12 protein-coding genes are annotated in these 25,076 nt (G+C 38.8%); 7 read left to right on the top strand and 5 right to left on the bottom strand.

Features of this window, described 5'->3' with window-relative positions:
- Positions 1-91 precede the first annotated feature (91 nt).
- The 3 genes from RM545_RS06250 to RM545_RS06240 form a co-directional block, all read right to left on the bottom strand.
- Positions 92-1,192, bottom strand: coding sequence for a sensor histidine kinase (locus RM545_RS06250; RefSeq protein WP_311494460.1), 1,101 nt, complete (start codon positions 1,190-1,192; stop codon positions 92-94).
- A gap of 1 nt (position 1,193) precedes the next feature.
- Positions 1,194-1,958 carry a LytR/AlgR family response regulator transcription factor gene (locus tag RM545_RS06245; protein WP_311494459.1) on the bottom strand — a complete coding sequence of 255 codons (765 nt, stop codon included), beginning with the start codon at positions 1,956-1,958 and terminating at the stop codon, positions 1,194-1,196.
- A 245-nt stretch (positions 1,959-2,203) separates the two neighbouring features.
- Positions 2,204-2,758, bottom strand: coding sequence for a hypothetical protein (locus tag RM545_RS06240; protein ID WP_311494458.1), 555 nt, complete (start codon positions 2,756-2,758; stop codon positions 2,204-2,206).
- A 416-nt stretch (positions 2,759-3,174) separates the two neighbouring features.
- Between RM545_RS06240 and RM545_RS06235 the strand changes: the two genes are divergently transcribed.
- From RM545_RS06235 to RM545_RS06225, 3 genes are all read left to right on the top strand, one after another.
- A complete protein-coding gene (locus tag RM545_RS06235; RefSeq protein WP_311494457.1) occupies positions 3,175-3,297 on the top strand; it encodes a hypothetical protein in 123 nt (40 codons plus the stop codon).
- 49 nt (positions 3,298-3,346) lie between these two features.
- A complete protein-coding gene (locus tag RM545_RS06230; RefSeq protein ID WP_311494456.1) occupies positions 3,347-3,856 on the top strand; it encodes a hypothetical protein in 510 nt (169 codons plus the stop codon).
- A 167-nt stretch (positions 3,857-4,023) separates the two neighbouring features.
- On the top strand, positions 4,024-5,241 hold the full coding sequence (locus RM545_RS06225; protein ID WP_311494455.1) for a DUF4126 domain-containing protein: 1,218 nt from the start codon (positions 4,024-4,026) through the stop codon (positions 5,239-5,241).
- Positions 5,242-5,536: 295 nt separating this feature from the next.
- Here RM545_RS06225 and RM545_RS06220 read toward each other — a convergent pair whose 3' ends face one another.
- Complete coding sequence (locus tag RM545_RS06220; RefSeq protein WP_311494454.1) at positions 5,537-6,625, bottom strand: PQQ-dependent sugar dehydrogenase; 1,089 nt, start codon at positions 6,623-6,625, stop codon at positions 5,537-5,539.
- Between the two features lie 391 nt (positions 6,626-7,016).
- On the opposite strand from RM545_RS06220, the gene RM545_RS06215 reads away from it, so the two are divergent.
- From RM545_RS06215 to RM545_RS06205, 3 genes are all read left to right on the top strand, one after another.
- Positions 7,017-7,553 (top strand): hypothetical protein, encoded by a 537-nt coding sequence (locus RM545_RS06215; protein WP_311494453.1) that lies wholly within the window; start codon positions 7,017-7,019, stop codon positions 7,551-7,553.
- A gap of 728 nt (positions 7,554-8,281) precedes the next feature.
- Positions 8,282-8,833: a T9SS type A sorting domain-containing protein gene (locus tag RM545_RS06210; protein WP_311494452.1), complete on the top strand. Its 552-nt coding sequence runs from the start codon at positions 8,282-8,284 to the stop codon at positions 8,831-8,833.
- A 5-nt stretch (positions 8,834-8,838) separates the two neighbouring features.
- Positions 8,839-12,495: a DUF8740 domain-containing protein gene (locus tag RM545_RS06205; protein WP_311494451.1), complete on the top strand. Its 3,657-nt coding sequence runs from the start codon at positions 8,839-8,841 to the stop codon at positions 12,493-12,495.
- Positions 12,496-12,619: 124 nt separating this feature from the next.
- On the opposite strand, the gene RM545_RS06200 is transcribed toward RM545_RS06205, so the two are convergent.
- Positions 12,620-21,334 (bottom strand): malectin domain-containing carbohydrate-binding protein, encoded by an 8,715-nt coding sequence (locus RM545_RS06200; RefSeq protein WP_311494450.1) that lies wholly within the window; start codon positions 21,332-21,334, stop codon positions 12,620-12,622.
- 650 nt (positions 21,335-21,984) lie between these two features.
- Between RM545_RS06200 and RM545_RS06195 the strand changes: the two genes are divergently transcribed.
- A complete protein-coding gene (locus tag RM545_RS06195; RefSeq protein WP_311494449.1) occupies positions 21,985-25,047 on the top strand; it encodes an NHL repeat-containing protein in 3,063 nt (1,020 codons plus the stop codon).
- Positions 25,048-25,076 lie beyond the last annotated feature (29 nt).

Below are 25,076 nucleotides of genomic sequence, written 5' to 3'. Positions count from 1 at the left end.
GGATTTTTATCCGTTTTTACCTGAAAAAGACCAAAAACACCGAAAAAAGAGACTAATTGCACTGAAAATGAATCTAATTCAGGAAAAAAAGCTATTTCAGCGGAATACGAATTATTGTTTCCACTCCGGCACGACTTTCTTTGTTGCGCATTTTAAAGTAGAAATCATTTCCGTAGAGATTCTCCAGCCGATCTTTAATATTTGCCAATCCCACTCCTTTTTTTTGCAATTGAGCTTCTGACAAACTAATTGGTTCGCCGTTATTTTCAACTTTTATCTGCAAATAATCCCCTTCTGCATGTATAGAAATATCCACATCCAAATCTGTATGTTCGTAGGAGTAACCATGCTTTATCGAATTTTCTATAATTGGCTGAAGAATTAGTGCCGGCACCTTTTTATTGAGCAGCCTTTCATCTATATCCTTCCGAATTTTTAAATGATCTGAAAACCTAATATTCAAAATATTAATATAATATTCTAAAGTCCTTAGCTCTTTTTCCAGGGTGATTTCATTTTCATCATTACTATAGAGAATCTCACGTAGAAAATCACTGAGATCTGCAATGGTATCCTTCGCTTTGCCGGCATCTAAATCTGCCAGAACCGAAATGCTGTTAAGTGTATTAAAAAGAAAATGCGGCTGCAATTGTGAAGAAAGCATCTTCATCCTGGTGTTCACCAGCTGACTTTCCAGCTGACTGTGGCGCTTCTCTGCTTCTTTTACCTGTTTTAAATAATAATAAGTATAAATAATAAAGATCATTGCAAAATAGATCAAAAAATTCAGCTCTATTACTGCCATAAACCTGTGGAAACTTTCCTGCAGTTCATATTCTGAAGGGTCTATTTGGCCCACCAGTATGCCAAAAACATCAAATATCAACCTGATAATTAATCCAATAAGTATGGAGAAAAGGGTATGAATAGAGATGATTTTTACCCACGAGTAATTTTTGTTCAGCAGCTTTTTGGTGCTGATAGCGATGAGCGTCATATAAGTCACCACTACCACCCAATCCAGTAAGATATTATATAGAAGGAACTCGCGCCAAGGGAACTCCGGCATCCTTGGGGAATAATGATGCATATAAACAGCTTTACCCACATACACTATATTAAACAGCGCATAAAACCCAGATAAAAGCAGGATTAGGTTTATGTCCAGGTATTTTTTAAGGAAGATTTTCATACTAAATTCCAATTTTTTCCAGAAACTGTTTTTTGTTAGACTTGCTTATGTGCAACAGTTTATCATCGGTCATCCGGGCATCTATTTCGGAATATTCTGAGTGTACAATCTCTTTTACATGATTAAGATTAACAATCGTGGATCTATGAATTCTAAAGAAAATATTCTCATCCAGCATCTCTTCGAGATTATTTAATGACTCCCTTAGCACATACTTTTTGTTATTGGTGAATATTTCCGCATAACAACCAGAAGCTATAATGTAGCTTATTTCTGCAGGATCCAGCAGCATCGTTTTATTGCCTTGTTTTATAGGAATTTTCCCCGGAGGCGATACTTCCTTCGCCTCCCTGGAATAAACTTTAAACAATTCCTTTATTTTCTTGTCAAAACTACTGTCTGCTTCGCTGCGGGAAATGTTCAGAATCTTACTAATAGTTTTAAAAAAGCGCTGATCTTTAAAAGGCTTAAGAAGAAAATCAAAAGCATCCACATCAAAAGCTTTGGTGGCATAATTATCATATGCGGTAACGAAAATTACTAAAGGTTTTGGAGAAATATTTATCTCCTGCAAAACTTCAAAACCATTCATATCCTTCATGTTAATGTCCAGGAAAATAAGATCAGGTTTTAAATCATTGATCCGTTTTATGGCTGTTTTCCCATTGGAACACTCTCCTGACGCCTTGATTTCCGGCACCTCTTCTAAAAGATTTAAAATCCGCTTTCTTGCAAGCTCTTCGTCGTCTATTATTAATGCTCTCATAATCAGTAATTATTACTACAATTTTATGCTTTTTCTAAACAACCTGTTCTTAAAAGCTAAAACTAATTTTCCTCATTATTTCTTCTAAGAAGATTATAATGCGAAGAATATAAATATAATCGCTGTTAAATGTGGATTGATGCAGTGAGACTGAAAAAACGAAACTTGTTCAGAACAACATGGAGACTGCATAAAAATCAATAATTTGATTTTTATGCAGTCTCTTATTCTAAAGCTGACTCTACTTAATTAATGGCTAATTCAACTGATGTCGCTTCAGTTCTGTCAATTCTTACATTTTTAGTTTTATTTCCGTTTTCCAGTTTAAGCCGGTAAAATTCTTTATCTATACGGCCGTCTCTACCCCTTGCTACGTGTATATTTTTTACAATGTTCCAGCCTTTATAGTCTCTGTATATCTCGTGAGAAAGGTCATTGGGTAGTTTAATATTTCTAAACCTCTGATACATTTTTACCATTTTGCCTTCTTTGTTAAAATCTACTTTCAGCATACCTTTTCCGGATACAAAGCTCACCTGGCATGCATCCAGATTCTTATCCTTTAACTCCAGTATAAAACGATTTATATCAAAGTTTTTTTTCATAAACGTTAATGGATTCGATTCAAATTCTCCACTATAAATTTCATTTATACTAAATGAATATACATTCCCGCTATTCGTAAGATTTGAAGAATAGGGAGCATAAGAAACAGTAGTTTCGCTTAACTCTACCGTTTCCTGGCTATTTGCGGGGACTACCCACATAAGTAATACAAGACTGAAAATTGAAGCTTTCATAATTTTAAATTTTAAATGTTGGTTTATATTTTGGTTTTATTTAATTGCTATTAAAGGTTTACAGTATTAAAAGTATCATATACCTACGCTATCTTTAGATGAAAAGATTTGAACTGTTGATTTCTCGTTCCAGAATATACTTTTGATGTAGTAAAGCTTTTTAGAAATCTTTTTCTGAAGAACAAAGCGTTTTAAAGCATATTTGAAGTTGTTCAGGACAGAGAAAGGATATTCTACTTCAAAAGAAGTCGCTACAACTCTTTAGATTGTCAATCAGGAAATTGTTCTTGTTGGTGAAGTAGTAAAAAATCCTTCTCATATATAACCTTTCAGAATTATAGAATGAAATAAAGTTCAAAACTTTTCTTAAATTTGTCTTAATATTTAATATTACTTAGCCCCGAAACTATTCACACATGAAAAACTACTTTTACTCTGACGGGAGCAATAACCACGGCCTCTTTACTCTTGAAGAATTTTGTGAATCGTTAAAAATATTTCATGCGTTTGGACAACAGATTAGCGCTCTAAAAGCCTAATTTTCGATAACCTGAAAAAAATTAAAATTACTGAGTTACCCCTTACGCCATGAAGAAAGAGAGAATGAAGGCTTTTGTAAAACAGTTTGTTGATCGTTCTGGTGTTTTTGCAGCTACCTGTGTAGGAGTTTTTATGCTTCTTTTTTCGGTGTATACTTTCGCTTTTCCAGAACAAGACGAAATACCGGAAGAGGAGTTAAAAACCATAATTGCAGATTATTACCACGCAATGAACTTCAACAAAATAGAAACCTTACCAAGGTTCCTAAGTCCTAAAGTTTTAGACTGGTACGGCAACAAAGATTTTACTCTTAAAGAAATAATGAAAGAGGCCAGAAAACAGCGTGTGAGATTTCCTTTTGCTCATTCAGAAGTAGACTGGGATTCTTTTAAAGTTGAGCATTTGGAGAGTGGTGAATATATCGCCACCTACAATATGCTTCACAGAACAAAACGTAATTTAAACGAGCATTACCAGGTTTACCATTTAAAGATAAGGACATATTGGGATGCAAATTATAAACTGCGGGCCATATCACAAACAAGACTTACTCAATAAAATTTCACAACAAATTATCTTTCCAGACATTTCTTCTAATAATTTTAGAAACGAAATTTTACAACTCTTCTGCTAGATAATTGCCAAAAAACGGGTGAGCTTTTTTCTGGTCATTTATTGTCTTCAAAATTAATTTAATTTTACCTTAGAGCGTGTAAAATTAAAAAATGTCCATAGTTCAAATCATTACCATCATTGGTTCAATTCCATTGTTCTCCTTAAGAACATTTCTCCCGGCATTTTTGACCGCTCTTTTACTAACTTATCCTGACTATTTTCCCGGCTTAGAAGATGTCCCTCCAGTTCCGGAAGATGCTTTTATTAGTAGAAACTGGGTTCTGATTGTTCTTGGCAGTTTGAGCCTTCTTGAAATTATCGGTGATAAAAGTACTGAAGTTCGCAATCTCTTAAAAAATGCGGAAACTTACCTCAAGCCAATTTCCTTTCTGGCCATAAACCTCAGCCTTTTGGATGAATCTTCTGTAGATGTTCTTCAGGAAGTACAGTGGGCGGCATTTGATCCTCTTTGGATACTACTGGCTTTTGGGACGTTATTTGTGCACTGGCTTGCCACTTTAAGAAAGGATTTTTTAGATTTTCTTGAAAGCATAGACGAAGACGATAATCTTTTTATCGGAAAAATCACCAGCTGGATAGAAGACAGCCTGGTGCTCTTTGGTTTCCTATTGCTCATTTGGACCGGAATTTTAATGGTGATTCTCTACGCTACAGCCATTACGTTTTTTGTATTTATGAGGAAACGCTACAATAAAAAGCTTGAAAAGCAAAAACTAAAATGTCCTGCTTGCGGCGAAAAGAACCTGCCATTTGCCGTAAAATGTAGGAACTGCAAACAGCTTCAGCCTCAAATTTATAGTATAGGAATTTTTGGAGAAAAGAAGAAAAACCTTGTTTCCAATATTCAGAAGCATCAGTTAAACCTCATCTCCCATAGAAAGTGTGCCGAGTGCGGGAACAAACTTAACAGTACCAGGTTGTTCCAAAATTGCCATTTTTGCGGGAATGCCCATTTCCAGTCCCCCACCGTAAAAGAGTTTATAAAATATCAGGACAAAAAATTCTATAAATTAGCGGGGTTATCTTTTTTGATCGGTTTTGTGCCGGTTATAGGTTTTCTTACAAGCGCCTTAATGGCTAATATTTACCTGTTTTCGCCCTACCGCAGGTATATATCTAAAGGAACTTCCTTTCTTACCAAGATATTCATTAAATTTATCACTTTCCTGTTCTTTATAATTGGAATAGCTTTAGGATTTATAGCTGCACCGGCATATATCGTGCTTAGGTATTATATCTGGAAGAAGAAATTCACTTCAAGAGCAAGTAAGCCCCATAATTTTCCTTCTTCAGTTGAAAAAGTCTGATTTTTCAGAGAAAAAAATCGGTTTATCAATAATATATTCTGAAGTTTTCAAATATTCCTTCCTACATTCAGTATTTAAAAGTTCTTGTTATTACCTATGTAATGAAAATCGATATTTGCCATTTTGGAAGGAGCCTTTGTTTGCTGATCTACACAACTTTCAGTGTTTAACAAAAAACCCGCAGCTTATAACCTGCAGGTTTTTGATGTTTTTAATTACTGAAGTGCGAAAATTGCCAAAATAACAAGTCGGTTTAGATTCCATTTATCAACTTTCGTGGTGTCCTTTAAATTTCTTACTCCGTAGCCTTTAGTCGCAATATTTTACCGTTATCCTCATCTGTAAGAACATAAATTGACCCATCTGGAGCCTGTTCAATATCCCGAACCCTTATGGTTAAAGGAATTCGCTCCACTTCTTCGGCTTGTTCGCCATTTACATCCATTCTTACCAGTCCGCTGCTTGTTAATCCGCCAATGAGGGCGCTATTTTGCCATTCCGGATACATGCTTCCCGTATAAAAAATCAAACCTGAAGGAGAAATTGTAGGTGTCCAGTGAACCACAGCATCAGCAAATTCCGAATCAGGCTCAGGATCTGGAATTTTACTTCCATCATAGTTGTCGCCCCAGCTTACCTTAGGCCATCCATAATTGCTTCCCGCTTCCGGTTGGTTGAACTCATCACCACCCAATGGCCCCATTTCTGCAATCCAAAGCAGACCACTTTCAGGATCTATGGCCGCACTTTCTATATTGCGGTGACCATAAGACCAGATTTCATCTCTGGCATTCTCATCACCTAAAAACGGATTGTCTTGTGGCACGGATCCATCTTTATTGATTCTCACAATCGTACCAAGATGACTGGAAAGATCTTGAGCAGGCTCGAATTTAAATCTTTCGCCCAAAGTAAGAAATAGCATTCCATCGCGTGCAAAGACTATTCTTCCACCAAAATGATTAGGGCCTTCTACTTTTGGCTCCATTCTAAAAATAACCTCAAAACCTTTAATCTGGTTATCTTCAAAGCGGCCCCTACCTAAAGCAGTGGATGCAGTACTATCCTGCCCGGGCTCAGCAAAAGAAAGATAAACATACTTGTTTTGTTCGAAATCAGGATCAAGTGCAACATCCAGCAAACCTCCCTGTCCCTGACTAAAAACTTCAGGAGTACCTTTAATGGGTTGAGAGATACTATCCCTTTCATCATATATTCTCAACGTCCCTGCCCGCTCTGTAACCAACAACCGGTTATCGGGTAAAAACGCCATTCCCCAGGGATGATCTAGATTCTCTGCGAGTACATCGACTTTTATATCGCCGGCCTGGGTCCTTACATTTCCTTTTTGCGCAACACCGGAAAATGAAAATAATGTGAGCAATAAAACTACTTTTATTGATAAGTATTTTTTAGCTAACAAAGACAAGAGTTGCTCTTGTAAAAAAAATACGATTTGTTTGTTTTTGATCATGGCTTCAGACATTTTGTTATATATACCTAATATAGTCAGAGTTAGAAATTTGACCAATAACTTAGCATAGCCTTAACAGGCGTTAATGAATTTCATTGAACTACAATTTTCACCTCTTCACTTGTAAGAATTTCTTACAAAAAGAATTAATAATTAATAATATTATCCTCTCAAACGGTACAGACATCTGTAAACCACTCACGGCCAAACACTTATTTTCTTACAAATCGAGTATTTTTTCATATATATAGTTGCACTTAATCTATATTTTACTATATTTAGACCTGAAATACTGATAGCCATGACAGAAAATTCTGAAGCTTTATGCACATATCCTAATCCTTACCTGGTAAGAAATGAAGATTCCAATCTCCCAGTTAGCCGATCAGTGAGCTTAAAAATCGGTTTAAAAAAACCTAAAAAAGAAGATCAAAAACCTTTAGGAATATCGTTGGGCAAAGTCAGCAATAGCTTGGTTAATTCTTTTTTAAACGCCTGGCAGAAATTAGTTGACGCTCCTCAAAGCTTTCCAGAACAGGAGCTAACCCCGGTATCTACATATGTCATTCGTGAGGATAGCCAACAAGCAGAAGAAGGTATGCTACGTGAAATTCTTTGTAATACATTAAATCTGGAATCTGGTTCTTACGAATTAACACGAGCTCTCGAAGTAACAAATAAAATCTACCACGAGGATTTTCCCGGAAGTTATATTTTAGAATATAAAGGGGACCGACTTGGAATGTTTTTTCTTAATATCAGAAAACGTGTAAATGGAATTTCTGAAGTTAATTACGAATTTCTTCCTGAAGTCAAAACGTTTAAATACCTTTTCTAGAAATCAATTTTTGTAAGTAAAAAACTACATGTACAATACTGTCTTCCAGAGGTGTAGGTTTTAGATTACAATAAATTTTTAACTTTAATTTTTTTTTGAAAACATTTATTTCTGAGTAATTCATTAAAAAAAAGTTTACCTCTTTTCATTTTAAGCATAATTTACTGAAATCCATTTCTCGTTGTTTGGGTAAATTTCTCATCTAGCAAATCCCTGATCGTGCCCCTTTATACAGCAGCAAAAATCTGCTTCATGTGTTCAGTTAAATCATATTATACGATTTTATAATTGAAAGGTATTGCACTTGATCCTTTCCTACCACTAAGAGTTATATATTTACAAAAGTCTGATTTTCAGATACGCAAGAATAGTATTGAATATAAATTCATTTCTAACCACGTAAGAAGCTCCTAAACGTTTAATAATTGTTAGCCTCACAATTTTATGGTAATGAAAGATGTAAATTATTCCTATATCACCTCCAATTTTTAAGATCAAACTTCTACTAAGGAACCTATTTCTTCAAAAAAGCGACTCTGAATTTTCTCTCTAACTTTGGTTCTTTCTTCATGTTGAAATCAATTCTTTTCCACAGTCAAATTTTCAATTAGGGTATTTTGTCGATTATTATGTTTGTTTTATCAGATATTATTCTTGATGTTTGGCAAATAATTAACAATAAGAATAGCAGGAAAAATTTTTAAGAGTATCTGCCCCTAACCCTACTTATGAGATATTTGCCCCTATTGCTCACTTTATTCTTAACATTTTTAGCACAGGCTCAAGAAGAGGAACCTGAAGCAAACGCAGGTGAAATATTTCACAGTGTCCTAACTCCTGCGGGAGGAGATGCTTATAGTAACGCTGGTTCTGCTGCTTATTCTATAGGCCAGGTCTTTTATCTTTCTCACGATAATGCCGACAATTCAGTTAACGAAGGGATACAACAACCTATTTCATTATCATCTGAAGAAGTCCCTCCTGTTGAGGAAGAGACGAAACCTCCCGGACAGGAAACCGATAAAAATCTTCCGCCAGTTATTGATGTAATTGCCTACCCGAATCCTATGACGGAATTTTTCATTATTGAAATTGAAAATTTTAAAGCTGATCGTTATTCCTATCAACTCTTTGACTTGAACGGAAGATTAATGACAACAGGCTCTCTGGAAAATTATAGAACAAAAATTAGTCCGAATAACCTGCAATCTGCCATGTATATTCTAAAGATTTTTAGGCAGGCCAGAAATATTAAAACGTTTAAAATTATTAAAAGATAAATGCAATGAAATGGATCCCCATTTTCCCCCTACTGCTCCTGACCATCAACAACCTCTTTGCTCAAACACCTGAGAAAATAAGTTATCAGGCGGTAATAAGAGATAACTCCCAGGCACTTGTAACCAGCTCTGATGTTGATTTAAAGATAATTGTAAGACAGGGTTCTACTAAAGGCACGGCTGTCTATGAAGAAACACATTATACTACAACCAATAGTAATGGATTAGTCTCCCTGCAAATAGGTACGGGAATAGTAAACAGCGGAAGCTTTGCAAATATTAATTGGGCAAAGGGATCGTATTATATAGAATCCCAAGTGGATCCTACTGGCAGCAGTAACTACACAATAACCGGGGTGAGCCAGATATTAAGTGTGCCATATTCTTTACACTCTAAAACAACTGAACATTTTGCAGGCACCATCTCAGAGGCTCAAATTTCCGATCTTTATCATTATTCTGATGGCGATATTAATGGATTTGAGGTTGCTTTTGAAGGCTGGGACAAGGATGTTTCCGATGATTTCGACGGAAAATATTCCAGTCTCACCGGACTACCGGATATTTATACGAAGAGCGAGATCATGCAACTTCTTTCAGGAAATGAAACTCCCGGACGGTTTACCCAGTCTTTAACCCTTACCGAAACTGAGCTTTCCATCTCGGGTGGAAATAGCATTTCGTTTGAAAACTGGGATAGAGATGTTTCTGATGATTTTTCCGGAAATTATGCTGATCTTAAAAATAAACCTCAACTGTTTAGTGGTGATTTTAATGATTTAATTAACACCCCCGATTCTTTCAGCGTAAATTTTGAGGACTTGCAGGGTCTCCCACGACTATATACAAAGTCAGAAATTGACAGTTTGATGATAACCAGAAGTGAATCTGAAGGAAGCATTCAGTCACTAAACCTGGAAGGAGATCAACTTTCAATTTCAGGAGGTAACACAATCTCTCTAGGTGAATTGACGGGTGATTTTTCAGGAAGCTATCTTGATCTCGAAGATAGGCCTGAGTTGTTTAGTGGTGATTTTACAGATTTGGCTAATACTCCCGAAATCTTTAGTGGTGATTTTGCTGACTTAGATGGTATTCCCCAACTTTATACAAAATCACAGGTCGACAGTCTTGTTGTAACCAGAAGTGGATCTGAAGGAACCATTCAGTCACTAAACCTTGAAGGAGATCAACTTTCGATTTCAGGAGGTAATACGATTTCTTTAGGTGAACTGACGGGTGATTTTCCAAGAAGTTATCTTGATCTTGAAGACAGGCCTGAATTGTTTAGTGGTGATTTTGCAGATTTGGCTAATACTCCCGAAATCTTTAGTGGTGATTTTGCTGACTTAGATGGTATTCCCCAACTTTATACAAAATCACAGGTCGACAGTCTTGTTGTAACCAGAAGTGGATCTGAAGGAAGCATTCAGTCACTAAACCTGGAAGGAGATCAACTTTCTATTTCAGGAGGTAACACAATCTCTTTAGGTGAATTGACGGGTGATTTTTCAGGAAGCTATCTTGATCTCGAAGACAGGCCTGAATTGTTTAGTGGAGAATTTGCAGATTTGGCTAATACTCCCGAAATCTTTAGTGGTGATTTTGCTGACTTAGATGGTATTCCCCAACTTTATACAAAATCACAGGTCGACAGTCTTGTTGTAACCAGAAGTGGATCTGAAGGAACCATTCAGTCACTAAACCTTGAAGGATATCAACTTTCAATTTCAGGAGGTAATACGATTTCTCTTGGTGAATTGACAGGTAATTTCTCAGGAAGTTATCTAGATCTCGAAGACAGACCGGAGATTTATAACAGGGTTCAGGTTGACAGCTTGATTGTAACCAGAAGTGGATCTGAAGGAACCATTCAGTCACTAAACCTTGAAGGAGATCAACTTTCGATTTCAGGAGGTAATACGATTTCTTTAGGTGAACTGACGGGTGATTTTCCAGGAAGTTATCTTGATCTCGAAGACAGACCTGAGTTGTTTAGTGGAGATTTTGCAGATTTGACTAATACTCCGGAAATTTTCAGTGGTAATTTTGCAGACTTGAAAGATGTTCCCCTGCTTTATACAAGATCACAGGTTGACAGCTTGATTGTAACCATAGAAAGTTCTGAAGGAGTTGTCCAGTCACTAAGTATGGAAGGAGATCAACTTTCTATTTCAGGAGGTAACACAATCTCTTTAGGTGAATTGACGGGTGATTTTTCAGTAAGCTATCTTGATCTCGAAGACAGACCTGAGTTGTTTAGTGGAGAATTTGCAGATTTAACCGGTCTCCCTCAACTTTATACCAAATCACAGGTTGACAGCTTGATTGTAACCAGAAGTGGGTCTGAAGGAGTTGTCCAGTCACTAAGTCTGGAAGGATCTGAATTGAAGATATCTGGTGGAAACGGTATTTCCTTTGAAGGATGGGATATGAATAGTTCTGATGATTTTTCAGGAGATTATCTTGATTTAAGAAACCTTCCACAAATTTATACAACGTCACAAGTTGATAGTTTGGTTACGGCTAATGCAAGTGAAGGTGGTACCGTACAAGCTTTAACTCTGGAAGAAAGCCGACTTTCGATTTCGGGAGGAAACACTATTTCTTTTGAAAAATGGGACACTAACGCTGCCGATGATTTTTCAGGTTTCTATGATGACCTTCAGAATAAACCGGAGCTTTTTAATGGAGAATTTAATGCCCTGAAAAATCTACCCAACTTATACACTGCTGAAGAAGTAGATAATCTTATTAATGGAATTGAAACAAATGGAGGGGTTTCGCAAAACCTAAGTTTGGATCAAACTACCTTATCCATCTCAGGAGGAAATTCCATTTCTTTTGAAAATTGGGATACCAATGCCAGCGATGATTTTTCAGGAAGCTATATCGATCTTCAGAATAAGCCAGAACTATACAACAAATCAGAAATTGATAACCTTTTACAAAATATAGAAACCACCGGCGCTTCACCGCAAAATCTGAACCTGGAAGGTGAAACCTTATGTATTTCGGAAGGAAATTCCATTTCTTTCCAGAATTGGGACACCAATGCCAGCGATGATTTTTCTGGAATTTACAATGACCTGAAAAACATTCCCGAGCAATACACAAAAAGTGAGGTTGATGTCTTGATCAGCAATGTTCAAACAACAGGGAGCCAACCTCAGATATTGACTTTGGCGGGTCGGGAATTATTAATTTCAAACGGGAATAGCATAATTTTTGATAATTGGGATACAAATGCCGCTGATGATTTCAACGGTGAATATTCTAATTTAAAAAACGCACCAAAGGTTTATACGCAAGTGCAAGTGGATAGCATAAAAGCAGATCTTCTGGAAGAATTGGAAAAAAAGTATACTAAAAAAGCTAAAATTATTGACTTCAGTTCTTCCAGGACTTTAAAAGATACAGACATAGAAAATACTGTGGTATGTAAGACATCTGCGACACTCAACATTCCTTCTAATTTCGATGCTATGGCTGTGGGCCAAACAATTAATTTGGAAATTCATGGCACGACACTTACTATAAGCGGAAACTCTGGCGTTACTTTAAATGGCAATCCGGGAGGAAGCAAATCTCTTGGAAATAGCGAAGCTTACACAGGTGGTATTCTAAGAAAGACAGGGACCAACACATATGTTGTGCTGTAAATAAAGATGGCTTAGCGTTAATCTTTTAAAGCTTATTCATTTTATTAGAAGAGTTAGCGATAAAATAAAAGCCCCATAAAGGATATTGTATGGGGCTTTTAATCATAAACGAACTGCATAAGAATTACTTTATAATTAACAATTTTTGTATTTCTACTCCCTGAGTGTCCAATAATCTTACAATGTAAGTTCCCGGAGAAATATAATCTATTGGAACTTTATAAGCATTATCATCTTTAACTTCATTAGCCCTAAAGCTTCTAATCATCCTGCCACTCATATTATAGATTAAGATGGTTTCCAAAACATCATCTTCTGAAAAATAATTTACATTAAAGTAACCTGAAGCAGGGTTTGGTGAAATAGAGGCAACAGCTAATTCTTGCTCCGAAACTTCCATGGTTCCCATAACCACGGGTTCCCCGGCTTTCAAAATTTCTGACTCATCAAGAACGGATTTTGCCTCCGCTGAACTTTGCAGCTGAATAAATTGTTGTTCACCAAAACCATAATTTATTACTACAGTTGCGGTGTCTCCCTCTAAAGCACCTAAATGTTCAACTGAAATTGTTCGCAGAGAATCCGGATGTATCAGCACATTGGAATATTCTTCTGAGAGTATTCTGAAATTACCAGCATTACTTCCTGAAATTTCTATAGAACTCACGAATATTCCCACATTACCACCACTTACTTCCATCTGAATTGTCTCAGTGGTTGACGGCTCAATGGTAACGGTATCAGGCACTACAAGGTTACTTCCTATACTTGGTAATCCTTGAGGATTATCTTCTCCATAATTCTCCATATTTCGCTGAGATCCTCCTCCCAATTCATAAGAACCCGCTAAAATAAATATTGCATCACCGGACACTACTGCCTGCGTACCATGCCTTTTATAATTCATATTGGGTAGTCTCTTCCAGGTTTGTCTTACCGGATCATACTCCTCAGTAATTTTAAGAGCATCACTTACTGCCTGACCGTCTATTATTTCAGCTTCAACTTCACCGCCAATTACAAGTAACTTATCCCTATAATTAACTGAGGTACAACCGGCGCGTGGCGTAGGTAAATTTTTTGCTCCCGATAATGTACGCCATGTAGCTGAATTAAAATCATAAACATCCACCTCGGCTACAAGAGGTTTAAAGGTACCTCCAGTCCCTCCGGATAAGCGTCCTCCTGCCACGTATAGTTCATTTCCAATCATTACAGCATGAAAATGATCCCTCACATGTGGTGCATCCAGCATTGGAGTCCAGGTGCCCGTTGCAGGGTCGTATTCATCGAACCAGGCTACGGCTCCTCCATTATGCCCAACAGTATTACCTCCAACAACATAAAATTTATCTTTGTAAACAACAAGACCTGCAGAACCCCGTTGACGGTTTAGAGGAATTTCGGGACCCTGTATCCATACCCGCGCAGCAGGGTCAAACGCCCAGATAAACTCAGCAGGACTTTCCCTTGGGAAATGGTTATCCTTAAAAGCACCTATGATCCAGATCAAGCCTTTATATTCTGTGGCCTGAAAATGATTAAATTCTACAGGTGCTGAATCCACAAGCGCTTCCCAGCTGTTTGAAGAATAATCGTAAACATCGATAGTACCTGGATTTTCCCGTCCTCCCATTAGATAGAATTTATCGCCTGCCTGCACAAAAGAGCATTCATGTCTTGGAGTATAACTTTCGTTTTCCTGCCTATCCGTCCAATCATTCGTATTGACTACGTTAGTTATATTCCAGTTGAAGCTTATTGAGAGGGTATCTTCTTCCTGGCTGCTTTTATCTATTAAGCTTACCACTACTTCCTGATTACTTCCTAAATTCCTACTTGTATAATCTATAAATCCAGATATTTTTCCCGTTAGAGTATCTATTTGGATACCATCAGGCTGTCCCTTCATAGAATAGAGATAATAGTTGGAGTTGCCTCCACTGGCCGCGACCTCGAGAGCAATAATATCTCCCGGATCATTTTGCCGGTCAGCAATCGCGTCCAGAATTAATGGATTTGGCTTATCAATAGTCAGAATTTCAATAGCATTTATCAGAGGATTCTGGACTTCATGAGCCCATGATATATTAAGCGTTCCGTCGGTTACTTCAGTTTCAAACTCAATCATCGCGCCTTTTCCAGAACCAAAATCCCTTACCAGGTCCAGATTTTCAACCATTACTGAATCCTCCAGAAGCACATCAAAAACCCGCCTGCCCGGCGTATTTGTTGAGCGGTTTGCATCTCCCATAAACAGCCGTACCGTATAAATCCCATTGGGCAGAGGTATGGCAACTTCCATTTCAGGATTAGCGCCTCCGTCCCAGCGTTCATTTGCAAAAATTGCATTAAACGTGGACTGATCTATATATTCAGGAATGGAAGAATGGCGGTTAGCATAACTAAAATTAGTTGAATAGGGATTGCCTGTATTAAAGAAAAAATCTGTGCTTACTGCACCACTATTATTTGCCTGCCAATCGGGTCCCTCATCACTGGCAACCACTAAAGTACCTCCTGCGTTTATACGAAGTACAGTTATGGTTTCATAAGCAACTATCCAGTCAAATTCTGTACTAACAGCATTTACTCCCGGTTTTTCCACACTTACTGTTACGGAGTGAATGCCATCTGCATTATCTCCCCCGTTTATTGAACTTTCTGCTATAACTCCAGAAATTACTCCTGTAGCAGGATCGATATTTATACCATCTGGCTGCCCTACCATAGAATAAACAAGATCGGAGTTATTACCACCATTAGCCGCCAGCGCCAGGCTAACCTGATCTCCCGGTGCATTTTGCTGTTCAGCAATTGGAGCTATGGTAAGTGCCTGAGTTGCATAAACCTCAACTGCATTAATTATAGGATTTTGAATCACATGCCCCCATGCTATTGTTAATTCCTCGTCCAGAACCTCAACCTCATATTCAAGCATGGCGCCTTTGCCTGGACCAAATTCCAAAGCTAAGTCCATACTATCCGCAACCACCTTTCCTTCCATTAGAATATTAAATACGCGGCGGCCGATGCTATTTGTAGATTTATTACCATCACCAATATAAAGCCTTACAAAATAGGAGCCGTTACTTAGAGGAACATTTAATTCCATCTCTGGAGAGGCACCGCTGTCATAACGTTCATGCCCAAATATTTGGCTAAAAGTTGTTTCATCTATATATTCTGGTATCGAGGTGTGACGGCTCTCGTAAGTGAGCCTTGCAGGATATGGATTACCTGTATTAAAGCTAAACTCCTGACTAGCAGAAGTGCTGGTATTTGCCTGCCAGTTGGGGCCTCCATCTGTGGCAGTCACAAGCGGTCCACCGGCGTTTACCCTTAATACCGGCAGGAGTTCATTCCGGATTATCCATTCGAATTCTGTACTCACTGGCTCTGAGTCTGCTTTTTCTGCAGTTACTGTGACAGAATGTACTCCATCAGCCAGTTCACCTCCAGACATGGCTGCTTCTTCAACAATTCCTGAAATTTCTCCCGTTATGCTGTCTATTGTTATTCCGTCGGGTTGTCCAGAGATCGAGTATTTAAATGCAATATCCTGATTACCTCCTGTGGCTAGCGCTTGTAAGGAAACCTGATCTCCCGGATTATTCTTCTGCTCTGCAATGGCATTTATAGAAACTGCTTCCCTGCCATAGATTTCAATAGCATTAATTAAAGGGTTTTGAACCTCATGTCCCCATGATATGTTGAGCATTTCATCAGCTACTTCTACCACATATTCCAGCATCACTGCTTTTCCGAAACCATAGTGTGCGGTGAGATCTATGTTATCACTCAGTAGTTTGCCTTCCATAAGGATATCAAAAACACGACGGCCTGGGTCGTTAGTTCCTCCATAGCTATCTCCCATGAACAACCTCACAGTATATTTACCGTTGCCCAGCGGTATGGCTACTTCCATTTCAGGCTCCGATCCAGGATCGTACCGCTCGTAATGGAACAACTCATTAAAAGTTGCTTCATCTATATACTCTGGTACGGAAGAATGTTTATTGTTGTAGTTAAGACTGGAAGAAATTGAATTTCCAGTATTAAAGATAAAATCGAGGTTTGTTGCGCCTCCTGAATTTGCCTGCCAATCAGGTCCATTATCTGTGGAGATTACTAGTGGCCCTCCTGCATTTATTCGAAGGATGGGGAATTCTTTTCTGCTAACTTCCCATTCAAATTCTGCAATAACCGGGTCTGATCCCGCTTTTTCTGCTGAAACCACCACGTTGTGAACACCGTCTATCATAGGTCCTCCTGACAAGGCTGTTTCCAGAATTATTCCTGAAATTTCACCTGAAAGAGAATCTATCTCCACACCATCAGGTTGGCCGGTAATAGAATAAACGAAATTCTGATTCTTATCGCCGCCACTTGCAGTTACCGCTAAAGAGATTTCATCTCCGGGTATATTTTCCTGGTTTTCGACTGGTTCTATAAAAAGTTCTTTAGAACCATAAATTTCAATGGCATTTATAAGGGGATTCTGTGTTCTATGAGCCCAGCTAATATTTAATTCTTTATCTAACACCTCCACCTCAAACTCTAACATCGAACCTTTCCCAAAACCATAGTTTGCTACAAGATCTACGTTGCTGGCCAGACTTTTTCCTTCCAGAAAAATATCGAAGACACGTTTACCTGGAGCGTTTGTACCACCATAGCCATCACCCATGTAGAGGCGTACAGAGTATATTCCATTATTTAAAGGAATGGTCGCTTCCATTTCAGGATCGTTGCTCGTATCATAGCGCTCAGAACCGAAGATTTGATCAAATGTTTCCGCATCGATGTAAGCCGGTATGGAAGAATGCCTGTTCGCGTAAGAAAGATTTGCAGTAATGCTATTACCCGTATTAAAGGAAAAATTTTCACTGGTATCATCCGTACCGGCGGCTTCCCAGTCCGGGCCGTAATCTGTAGAGGTCACTTGCGGGCCTCCTGCATTAATTCTAAGTAAAGGGAAATTTTTTTCTGTAATTTGCCAATCAAACTGAACACTTACAGCTTCTGAACCAGGTTTATCTGCCGTTACAACTACCCGATGTATCCCATCATGAGCGGCCCCGCCGGAGAGAGCAGTAAGATTGATTTTTCCAAAAATCTGTCCGTTAGATGGCTCTATGGAAATACCATCTGGTTGTCCTGAAATAGTATATTCAAAGTTCTCTGCAACACTGCCACCTCTTGCTACAACAGCAAAGTCCACAACATCCCCCGGGGAATCCTGCTGATTTACTATAGAATCCACCACAATTTCTCCGAATTCCCCTGCAAAAATTTCAATAGCATTTACAAGAGGGTTCTGTACTTTGTGCAGCCATTCAATATCCAGTTTGCCGTCTGCCACACTGGTTTCAAATTCTAGCATCCCCCCTTTGCGGAAACCAAATTTCTGTACCAGGTCTATATTTTCGGCGACGGTATCTTCTTCTATTTTAACATGAAAAATACGGCTGTTTGGAGTAACAAAAAACTCGTAACTTTCACTCATATACAGCCTCACTTTGTAGTTACCATCGCTGGCGGGAATGGATAATTTCATTTCAGGCGTTGAGGAGGGATCCCACCGCTCCTGTGCAAAGATGCCATTATAGGTCTTTTCATCTATGTAGTTAGGAATGGAAGCATGTCTTTCAGAAAATACAGGAACAGTATTTAAAATATTACCAATATTAAAAGAAAATGCGGTACTCACTGTTTGTCCACTTTTCGAATTGGCTCTCCATTGCGGCCCACCGTCTGTTGAACTTACAGCATCACCTCCCGCATTGATACGCAACAGAGGAACCTCCTCTAAAAGCTGTTGCACCATTGCAGAAAGAGGCACCAGTAAGGGCGAGTTTTCTCCATCATGAAAAATTTCTAAAGTGGCATCTTTATAGCCAAGAGCAGATCCTGAGGTAAAGGATACAGAAAATGTTCCCTTGGTGCCTGGACCTATCTTTTGCGGGCCCGACTCCATAGCAAATGAGGCCTGATCGGGACCTGAGATCGCAGAACTATCAATACTAATAGTACCATAATCTGGACCGCCGTCGTTTAGCACCTCAAGCTCCAGGGCTATTTTACCAATACTATTAATTCTAGTTCCAAAATTAAGGGTATCAATTTCTGTGCTGAGTGTATTTAATTTACTTTCTGTAACATTAATAAAATCCCATGTAGCTCCAAATGCAGGGCCTGCTCCTACAGAAGTGCTAATAAAGCCTACGGCCATCCCTTTTGCATCTGTAGGATCCAGGAAAGATATTGGCAGGTTTACAGAACTACCCACCACCTGCTGAGTAATTCCTCCATCCAGTGATATATACACTTGAGCAGTGTTTGCCTGAGGATTGATGCTAATGTATAAATCAACTGCATTATTTGTAGTAATATCAGCAACATCATATACCTGTTTTTCTGGAACAGCATTGTCCTCTACCAATATTTCTATACCATTCAAGCCATCTCCTGCAGCAGTTCCTTCCATGAGAACCACTTTTAGATAATTGTCCTGATCACCGTTACCTATAAAAATTCCATATGACTGTTCTTGCAAAGGATCTGTCTGATTACCTTCAATCGAGAAAAATGGTGACTCCAGCCTTGTGTGCACATTAAAAGGACCGGAATTTGAATCTACATTAACACCAAATTGAAACCCGTTATTTTGAGAATTCACATTTCCCACTGCATCTCCTTCATCAACAAAATCTACTGTTGCTTTCCCCGCAGCTCCTCCAAAACTTAAATTAGGTTCCTCATACTGATCCAGGTAATTTGTAGGTGTGGGATTTAACATTAAGCCGGTAAATCCCAGGCCAAAAAGACCAGTACCGGGATCATTGTTCCAAAAAGGGTAGAACACAGGAAGATTAGTGTCCATACCATTATTAGAATCAAGAGCAAAAGCATCGAAAATATCTTCTACACCATCATCATCATCATCTTCATCCCAAAGATCTGAGATCCCATTTTTATTATTATCTGAGGGGGAACTTCCGCCAGAACAAATGTTAGTACCATTGGCCTTCTCATCATCATTGGTATAACCATCAAAATCATAATCTGCAGTACCATCATAACCTTCGTCCCCGGGCTGAAGACAACCGGTTACCGCATCTCCCGGTTCGAATATGGTAATTGCATTAGCCCCATAAGTCGCAGACCATACTGTGCCGGGAAAAATATCCTCATCTCCCTGGGCAATAACATCTAAAGGAGTAGACCCGAAGCCCTGAAATGTTTGTTCCTCACTCTCCACTGCATCCCCGGTAGCGGAGAGGGTATACCTGTTAATATCTCCGTTGAAAGATGCTGTTAAAAGATTTCCCTGCATCACACCATCAAAATTTGATGCAGTATATACGCAGATTCCATTTGTGGAAGACCCTTTTATATCTAATACGTTAGGATTAGCTTCATCTGCATAAGAATATTCACCCTGTCTCGGATCATCAGGAAAATCATTTATAGAGAATGACGAATTAAAATACCCCGACACATCTGCCAGCAGTTCGCTCAATTTCAAATTCCCGGTCAATTCCCATTTCCCATTTACCTGTTCGTAAATCATAATCCCCGCCTTTTCAGGAAAGGCCCTGCTTGGATTAGGATGCCCCCCATAAAAATAATTGTTCTCATCATCTATAGTACCAATATAAACCAATGCATCTCCCAGAGTATTGCTGGCACTCTGATTATAACCGTTGGTCACGTAGTCCCCCGCATCGGGATTATAAATTAATCCTGGCTCCCCTTGATAACCTTTATAGCTATCATTAGCATCATAGATAAGAGGCACCCCACCCCAACCCTGGTTTGGACCATTATCTGAGGTATAAATCCTCCCTTCTTCAGTAATTACGATATCATACCCATTTCTATAGCCAGGTGAGAAAATCTGGACTGGACCTCCATCTTCAGCAAAAGCCTGATTTAAGCCATTGTTGCCGCCAAAAGGATCACCAATATCAATTATTGAATTATACAATGGATGACCCGGAGGATAAGGAAATTCCACATGGGTATTATCAATATCTGCACGCTCCGGATCATTAAGAGTAGGAAGATCGTAAACATACTTTACCTTATTTACCGGATCATCATAAGCAGGCATGGAGTGCAGTGAAGTTAAATCCATGACCAGAACAGCTCCAGAAAGAAAATATTCAGGAGTTCCTGCAAAGTTATTACTTGGCGCCCCCTTGTTAGTATGTCCACCCTGCTGCAAGAGCAAATATGTTCTTCCGCCTTTTTGAAAGATATCCATTCCATTACTGGAGTGATTTTCTTCTGCACGCGGAAGTCCCCTTACCAGTTCCACCTTCTCCCAATTTTCGCCATTCCAGGTGAGCTCGCTTATTACTCCCGAATTGGTATCCAGGTTCGTATCAGTCCCGCCTCCACTACCCCCAATACGAGAATCTGAAGAACTAACAATAACAACGGGATTAAGAGAAGTACCAGCAGTAACGATTCCTGTAATCTGCCTTTTTAAAGCTCCATAAGCAGAACCATCATCATTGTGATTGGGTGTTGACGTGCGAATAAGTTCAATCTTTTCAGCCTGAGTCACGGTGTAAGTGCCTGCACCGGCTGCAGCATCTTCTCTTTCTATCCGCAGCGCCCAGATTACTCCGTCTTGTTGTGCAACATATAAACGACCATCAGGTCCAAATTCGAGTGAAGTAGGCTGGATCACTTCCAGGTTTTGAAGACCTGAAGCCCGGAAATTAATTCCTTGTGAAAAAAGCGGTCCTGCTACGAATAAAAGAGTGAATAATCCTATAAGGCTTACAACCCTCCTCAAATTCCAATACTTGTAAAAATTTGCCATATCCAGTACATAATTATATTTAAAAAAATAATTTTATTCAATTGGGCTTTCTAAAGGTGGGGCTCTGAAAAATTGAATGTAATAAGGGGAAGATTTGGTACTTAAATTCATGTTAAATGTATGATACATAAGGATTAAAATCAAAACAAAACGATAAAGGATAGATATATTCGATGAAGTTATTCTCACATAATTCAAATTAGACTAAATGGTTTTTTAACACTGTCACCAAACGTTGAAAACTCAATAAAAGCGGGTAATTTCAAATGATAACTCCTGCTTCGCCAAATTTTTGGAGTTACGAATCTTTAAATAAACAAGCTAGAATTCCATTTTTAAGCAATTTTATAGCTTTAATAACAATAAGAAGAAGGCAAAAGGAGGTATATATAGTAGGTGTTTTTAAGAAGAAAGTGGCAGAACGATTAATAGTAATAGAGCTTTTGTAAGATAACACTTTCAATTAGGACCTATAAATTGTAGAAAATATTCACACCTTTGATTTACAGTGAAATAAATATGCATTTTGTCGAATATTTTGTTGTCTCACCGAGAATAATATTTTAGTTTTGCCGGCCAATAACCTGGAAAATATTCCCCAATTTTAGTATGAAACATAACAACTTTCCAGATCGTTAAATTTAAGTAGTATGAAAATTAAGTTCTTTATCTTTTTCTCCTTCTTTTGCTGCACACTTGCAGCCCAAAGCTTTTATTACACCCTGGATGAAGTAGCGACTGAGGAAAGAATAATTCCGGAGGATGGCTTTTCTCCCGCATCAATAGAAGGTCTGGCAGCCTGGTATGACGTTTCTTTATCAGAAAATTATATTAGCAATGGCAGTAGTGTTTCCCGGCTTAATGACCTTTCAGGAAACAATCGCCACCTCCTGCAGAACGACAGCGGCAAGCAGCCTCAGGTCGTGAAAGACAACGGGAAACCCGCCTTAAATTTTGATGGAGTTGATGATTACTTGTCAAACAATTCCCCGTTTATATGGAATTCAGGCACGCAATCTATTTTTATTGTGATGAAGGCTCCCTCTCAAAATTCCAAGAAAGTTATTTTTGAAGGAAGTTCATCTAACAGTACTCCCCTCTTCAGCTTTGAAGCCCATTATAATGGGGGGATGAAGACTCTTGTAAGAGATGAGTCCAACGTGGTTCGCCTGGATAAAGTGCTGGAAGAAGAGAATATTTTCAATGATCAGGTTAATGTAGTTTCAATCATGAAAGGGCATACCCGGTTGTACGGAAATATAAACCGGGAGATGCTTGGGATGTCCGGAATTACTGAATATCCTGAAAAGGAGATTAATCTGGATATATTTTCTGTTGGTGCAAAAGCAGGATCTTCAGTTAGAGATTATTACAACGGACAGATTAAAGAAATTATCATCTTCGATAAGGAGATAGGAAGTGGGGACGCATTACTTCTGGAAAATTACCTGATTGAAAAATGGCAGGGTACGGTAATGACCACCACAAGTGCAGGAGTTTATGCGGAAGACGGAACTTTATTAAGAACTCTCTGGAACAATGAATTGAAGGACATAAACAGTGTAGTTCCCTCCTGGGACGGGCTGAATGATGAAGGAAATAATGTTGAAGATCAGGGCCACGAGATAAGAATGATCTCAAATAACATAACGGCTAATTGGGAAGGGGTAATTGGCAACACCTCAGACCAGGCCTCAGGAGATGGTGTTCACGTGGGATATTTTAGGTTTTACGGGATGGCTATAGCAAATGGGTTTGCATATGTTTGCAATGGCTTTAATGAAGGAAATCCCGCACAATGGAAGTTTGATCTGAATCAACCTAATACAAAAATCCGTCTCCCGGGAGTGGAAAACTTTAAAAAAGGCCAATATAGCACGGTCGTTTGTACCGACGGGGAAACCGTATATTACGGTGGCCATGATGCCTTCAAAGATGATGAATGGTTCATCTTTGGACTGGATACTTCAAATGACGAGCAGGAAATGTTTAGCAGTGGAGAACAATACATTACTCACTGGGGAAGCTATAATTACAAGAGTGTTATAGGACAGGAAACTAATGCAGACGGTTATATATCAGGACTCGTAGTACAACGAAACGGAGATCATCTTATAGCATCCCACCGCGATCTTAATCGAATAAAAGTTTATAATAAGAATACGGGTGCATTGGTCACAACTATTGACGATCTTGATAATCCATCACAAATTTTTATTGATACTCATGGTAACGGGAATCTCTGGATAAATCATTCTTCAGGAATTGAAAAATTCAGGATTAACAGTGACGGAAGTATTTCCAGCACTGGTATCAAATTGGAAGGGAATCAAAACTGTCTTGCCATAGGTGGTGAACATAATGGCTCTACAGTTTCCATTGTTGATGGTAACACTCAGCAAGTAAAAACCTTTGATGCAGAAAGCGGCAGGCTCCTCAGTACTTTTGGTCAGAACAATGGATATGCGTCATCTCCCCTGGTGCAAAATGACAAATTTTACTTCTATGATGGAAATGATGAAGCCAGAAAAGAAAAAGGGCTTACCTGCCTGGTTTATGAAGAGGACGGTTCTTTTTGGATAGAAGATTCTTATAATTACAGGCTAATGCACTTTAATGAACAAAAAAAATTAGAAGAGCATATTATGTTTATGCCTGTAACCAGAGTGGTTTCTGTACACCCTGAAGATCCTGCCCGCATTTTCAGTGTTTATCTCGAGTTTGAAATTGATTATAACTTGCCTCTGTCTCCAGACAACGGCTCCTGGAAGCTGAAGCGCAACTGGCAATATTACTCTCCTAAAGTAGGCTCTAACGAATATAGAGGTGATGGGATCCCCAAATTAGCCGTAGTTCAAGGCAGGACATATGGACAAATCAGAAAGGAAAAAGATGGAAAATGGGAGATTTATGAATTGGTAAATTCCAAAGGACTGAGACCCACCGGCAGAGAGCTGGGAAGACAGTCCAGAGAAGGGCATCTTTATCCGGATGGCTCTATACAAAGAAGCGTTGAAGATGATAACCTATCTGGTACTAATAGAAAATGGACTATTGAGCCGATACTGGGGCTGGATGAAAATGGTAACCTGAGACATGGTCCCGAAAAAACTCTTGCCTATATCGAAAACATGGAGCCTACTGAACCTTATAGAAGATATTCCACACAAATTGGAGAGGCAAATCCAATGATAAATCAAAACAACAAGCTTATTTCCTGGCATGCCAATGATAACCCGGACTCAGGATATCACCTTGGAGCTATAGATCTAAACGGCGACACAAATGATTGGCTCTGGAAAGCTGCTCCCAGCACCAGCAGGGATTATTCAGGGCCCTATCCTACAGACGGGACTTTTGATATAGGAAATGGCGTCACCTATGCAGGCGGCCCTGCTGTAGTCATAGATGACTATATTTTCTGGCAGTACCATGGAGAATTCTGGAAGCAGGGACAAACGAACTATTGGCATATTTTTACTGATGAAGGTCTTATGCTCAGCCTATTTGGTACAGATCGAAGTAAGACGCGAGACCAAAGACATCCTGCTGAAATGGCCGGAAATGTTTTATCTGCCGATATAGTTAAAATTGGTGAAGATTATTACATCTACCATTCTGATGAGGCGGACCATGGAGGAATTCATCGGTGGAAAGTATCAAATATGGAGAGTATCCAGAAAAAAGTTATCCCTATCTCCCAAAACAATTAAAAAAGTCTACAAAAAAAACCGAACAAGAG

Origin of the sequence: Autumnicola lenta (assembly GCF_031846515.1) — a bacterium.
In the GTDB taxonomy this organism is placed as follows: Bacteria; Bacteroidota; Bacteroidia; order Flavobacteriales; family Flavobacteriaceae; genus Autumnicola; species Autumnicola lenta.
This window is presented reverse-complemented; position numbering and strand designations above follow the sequence as displayed.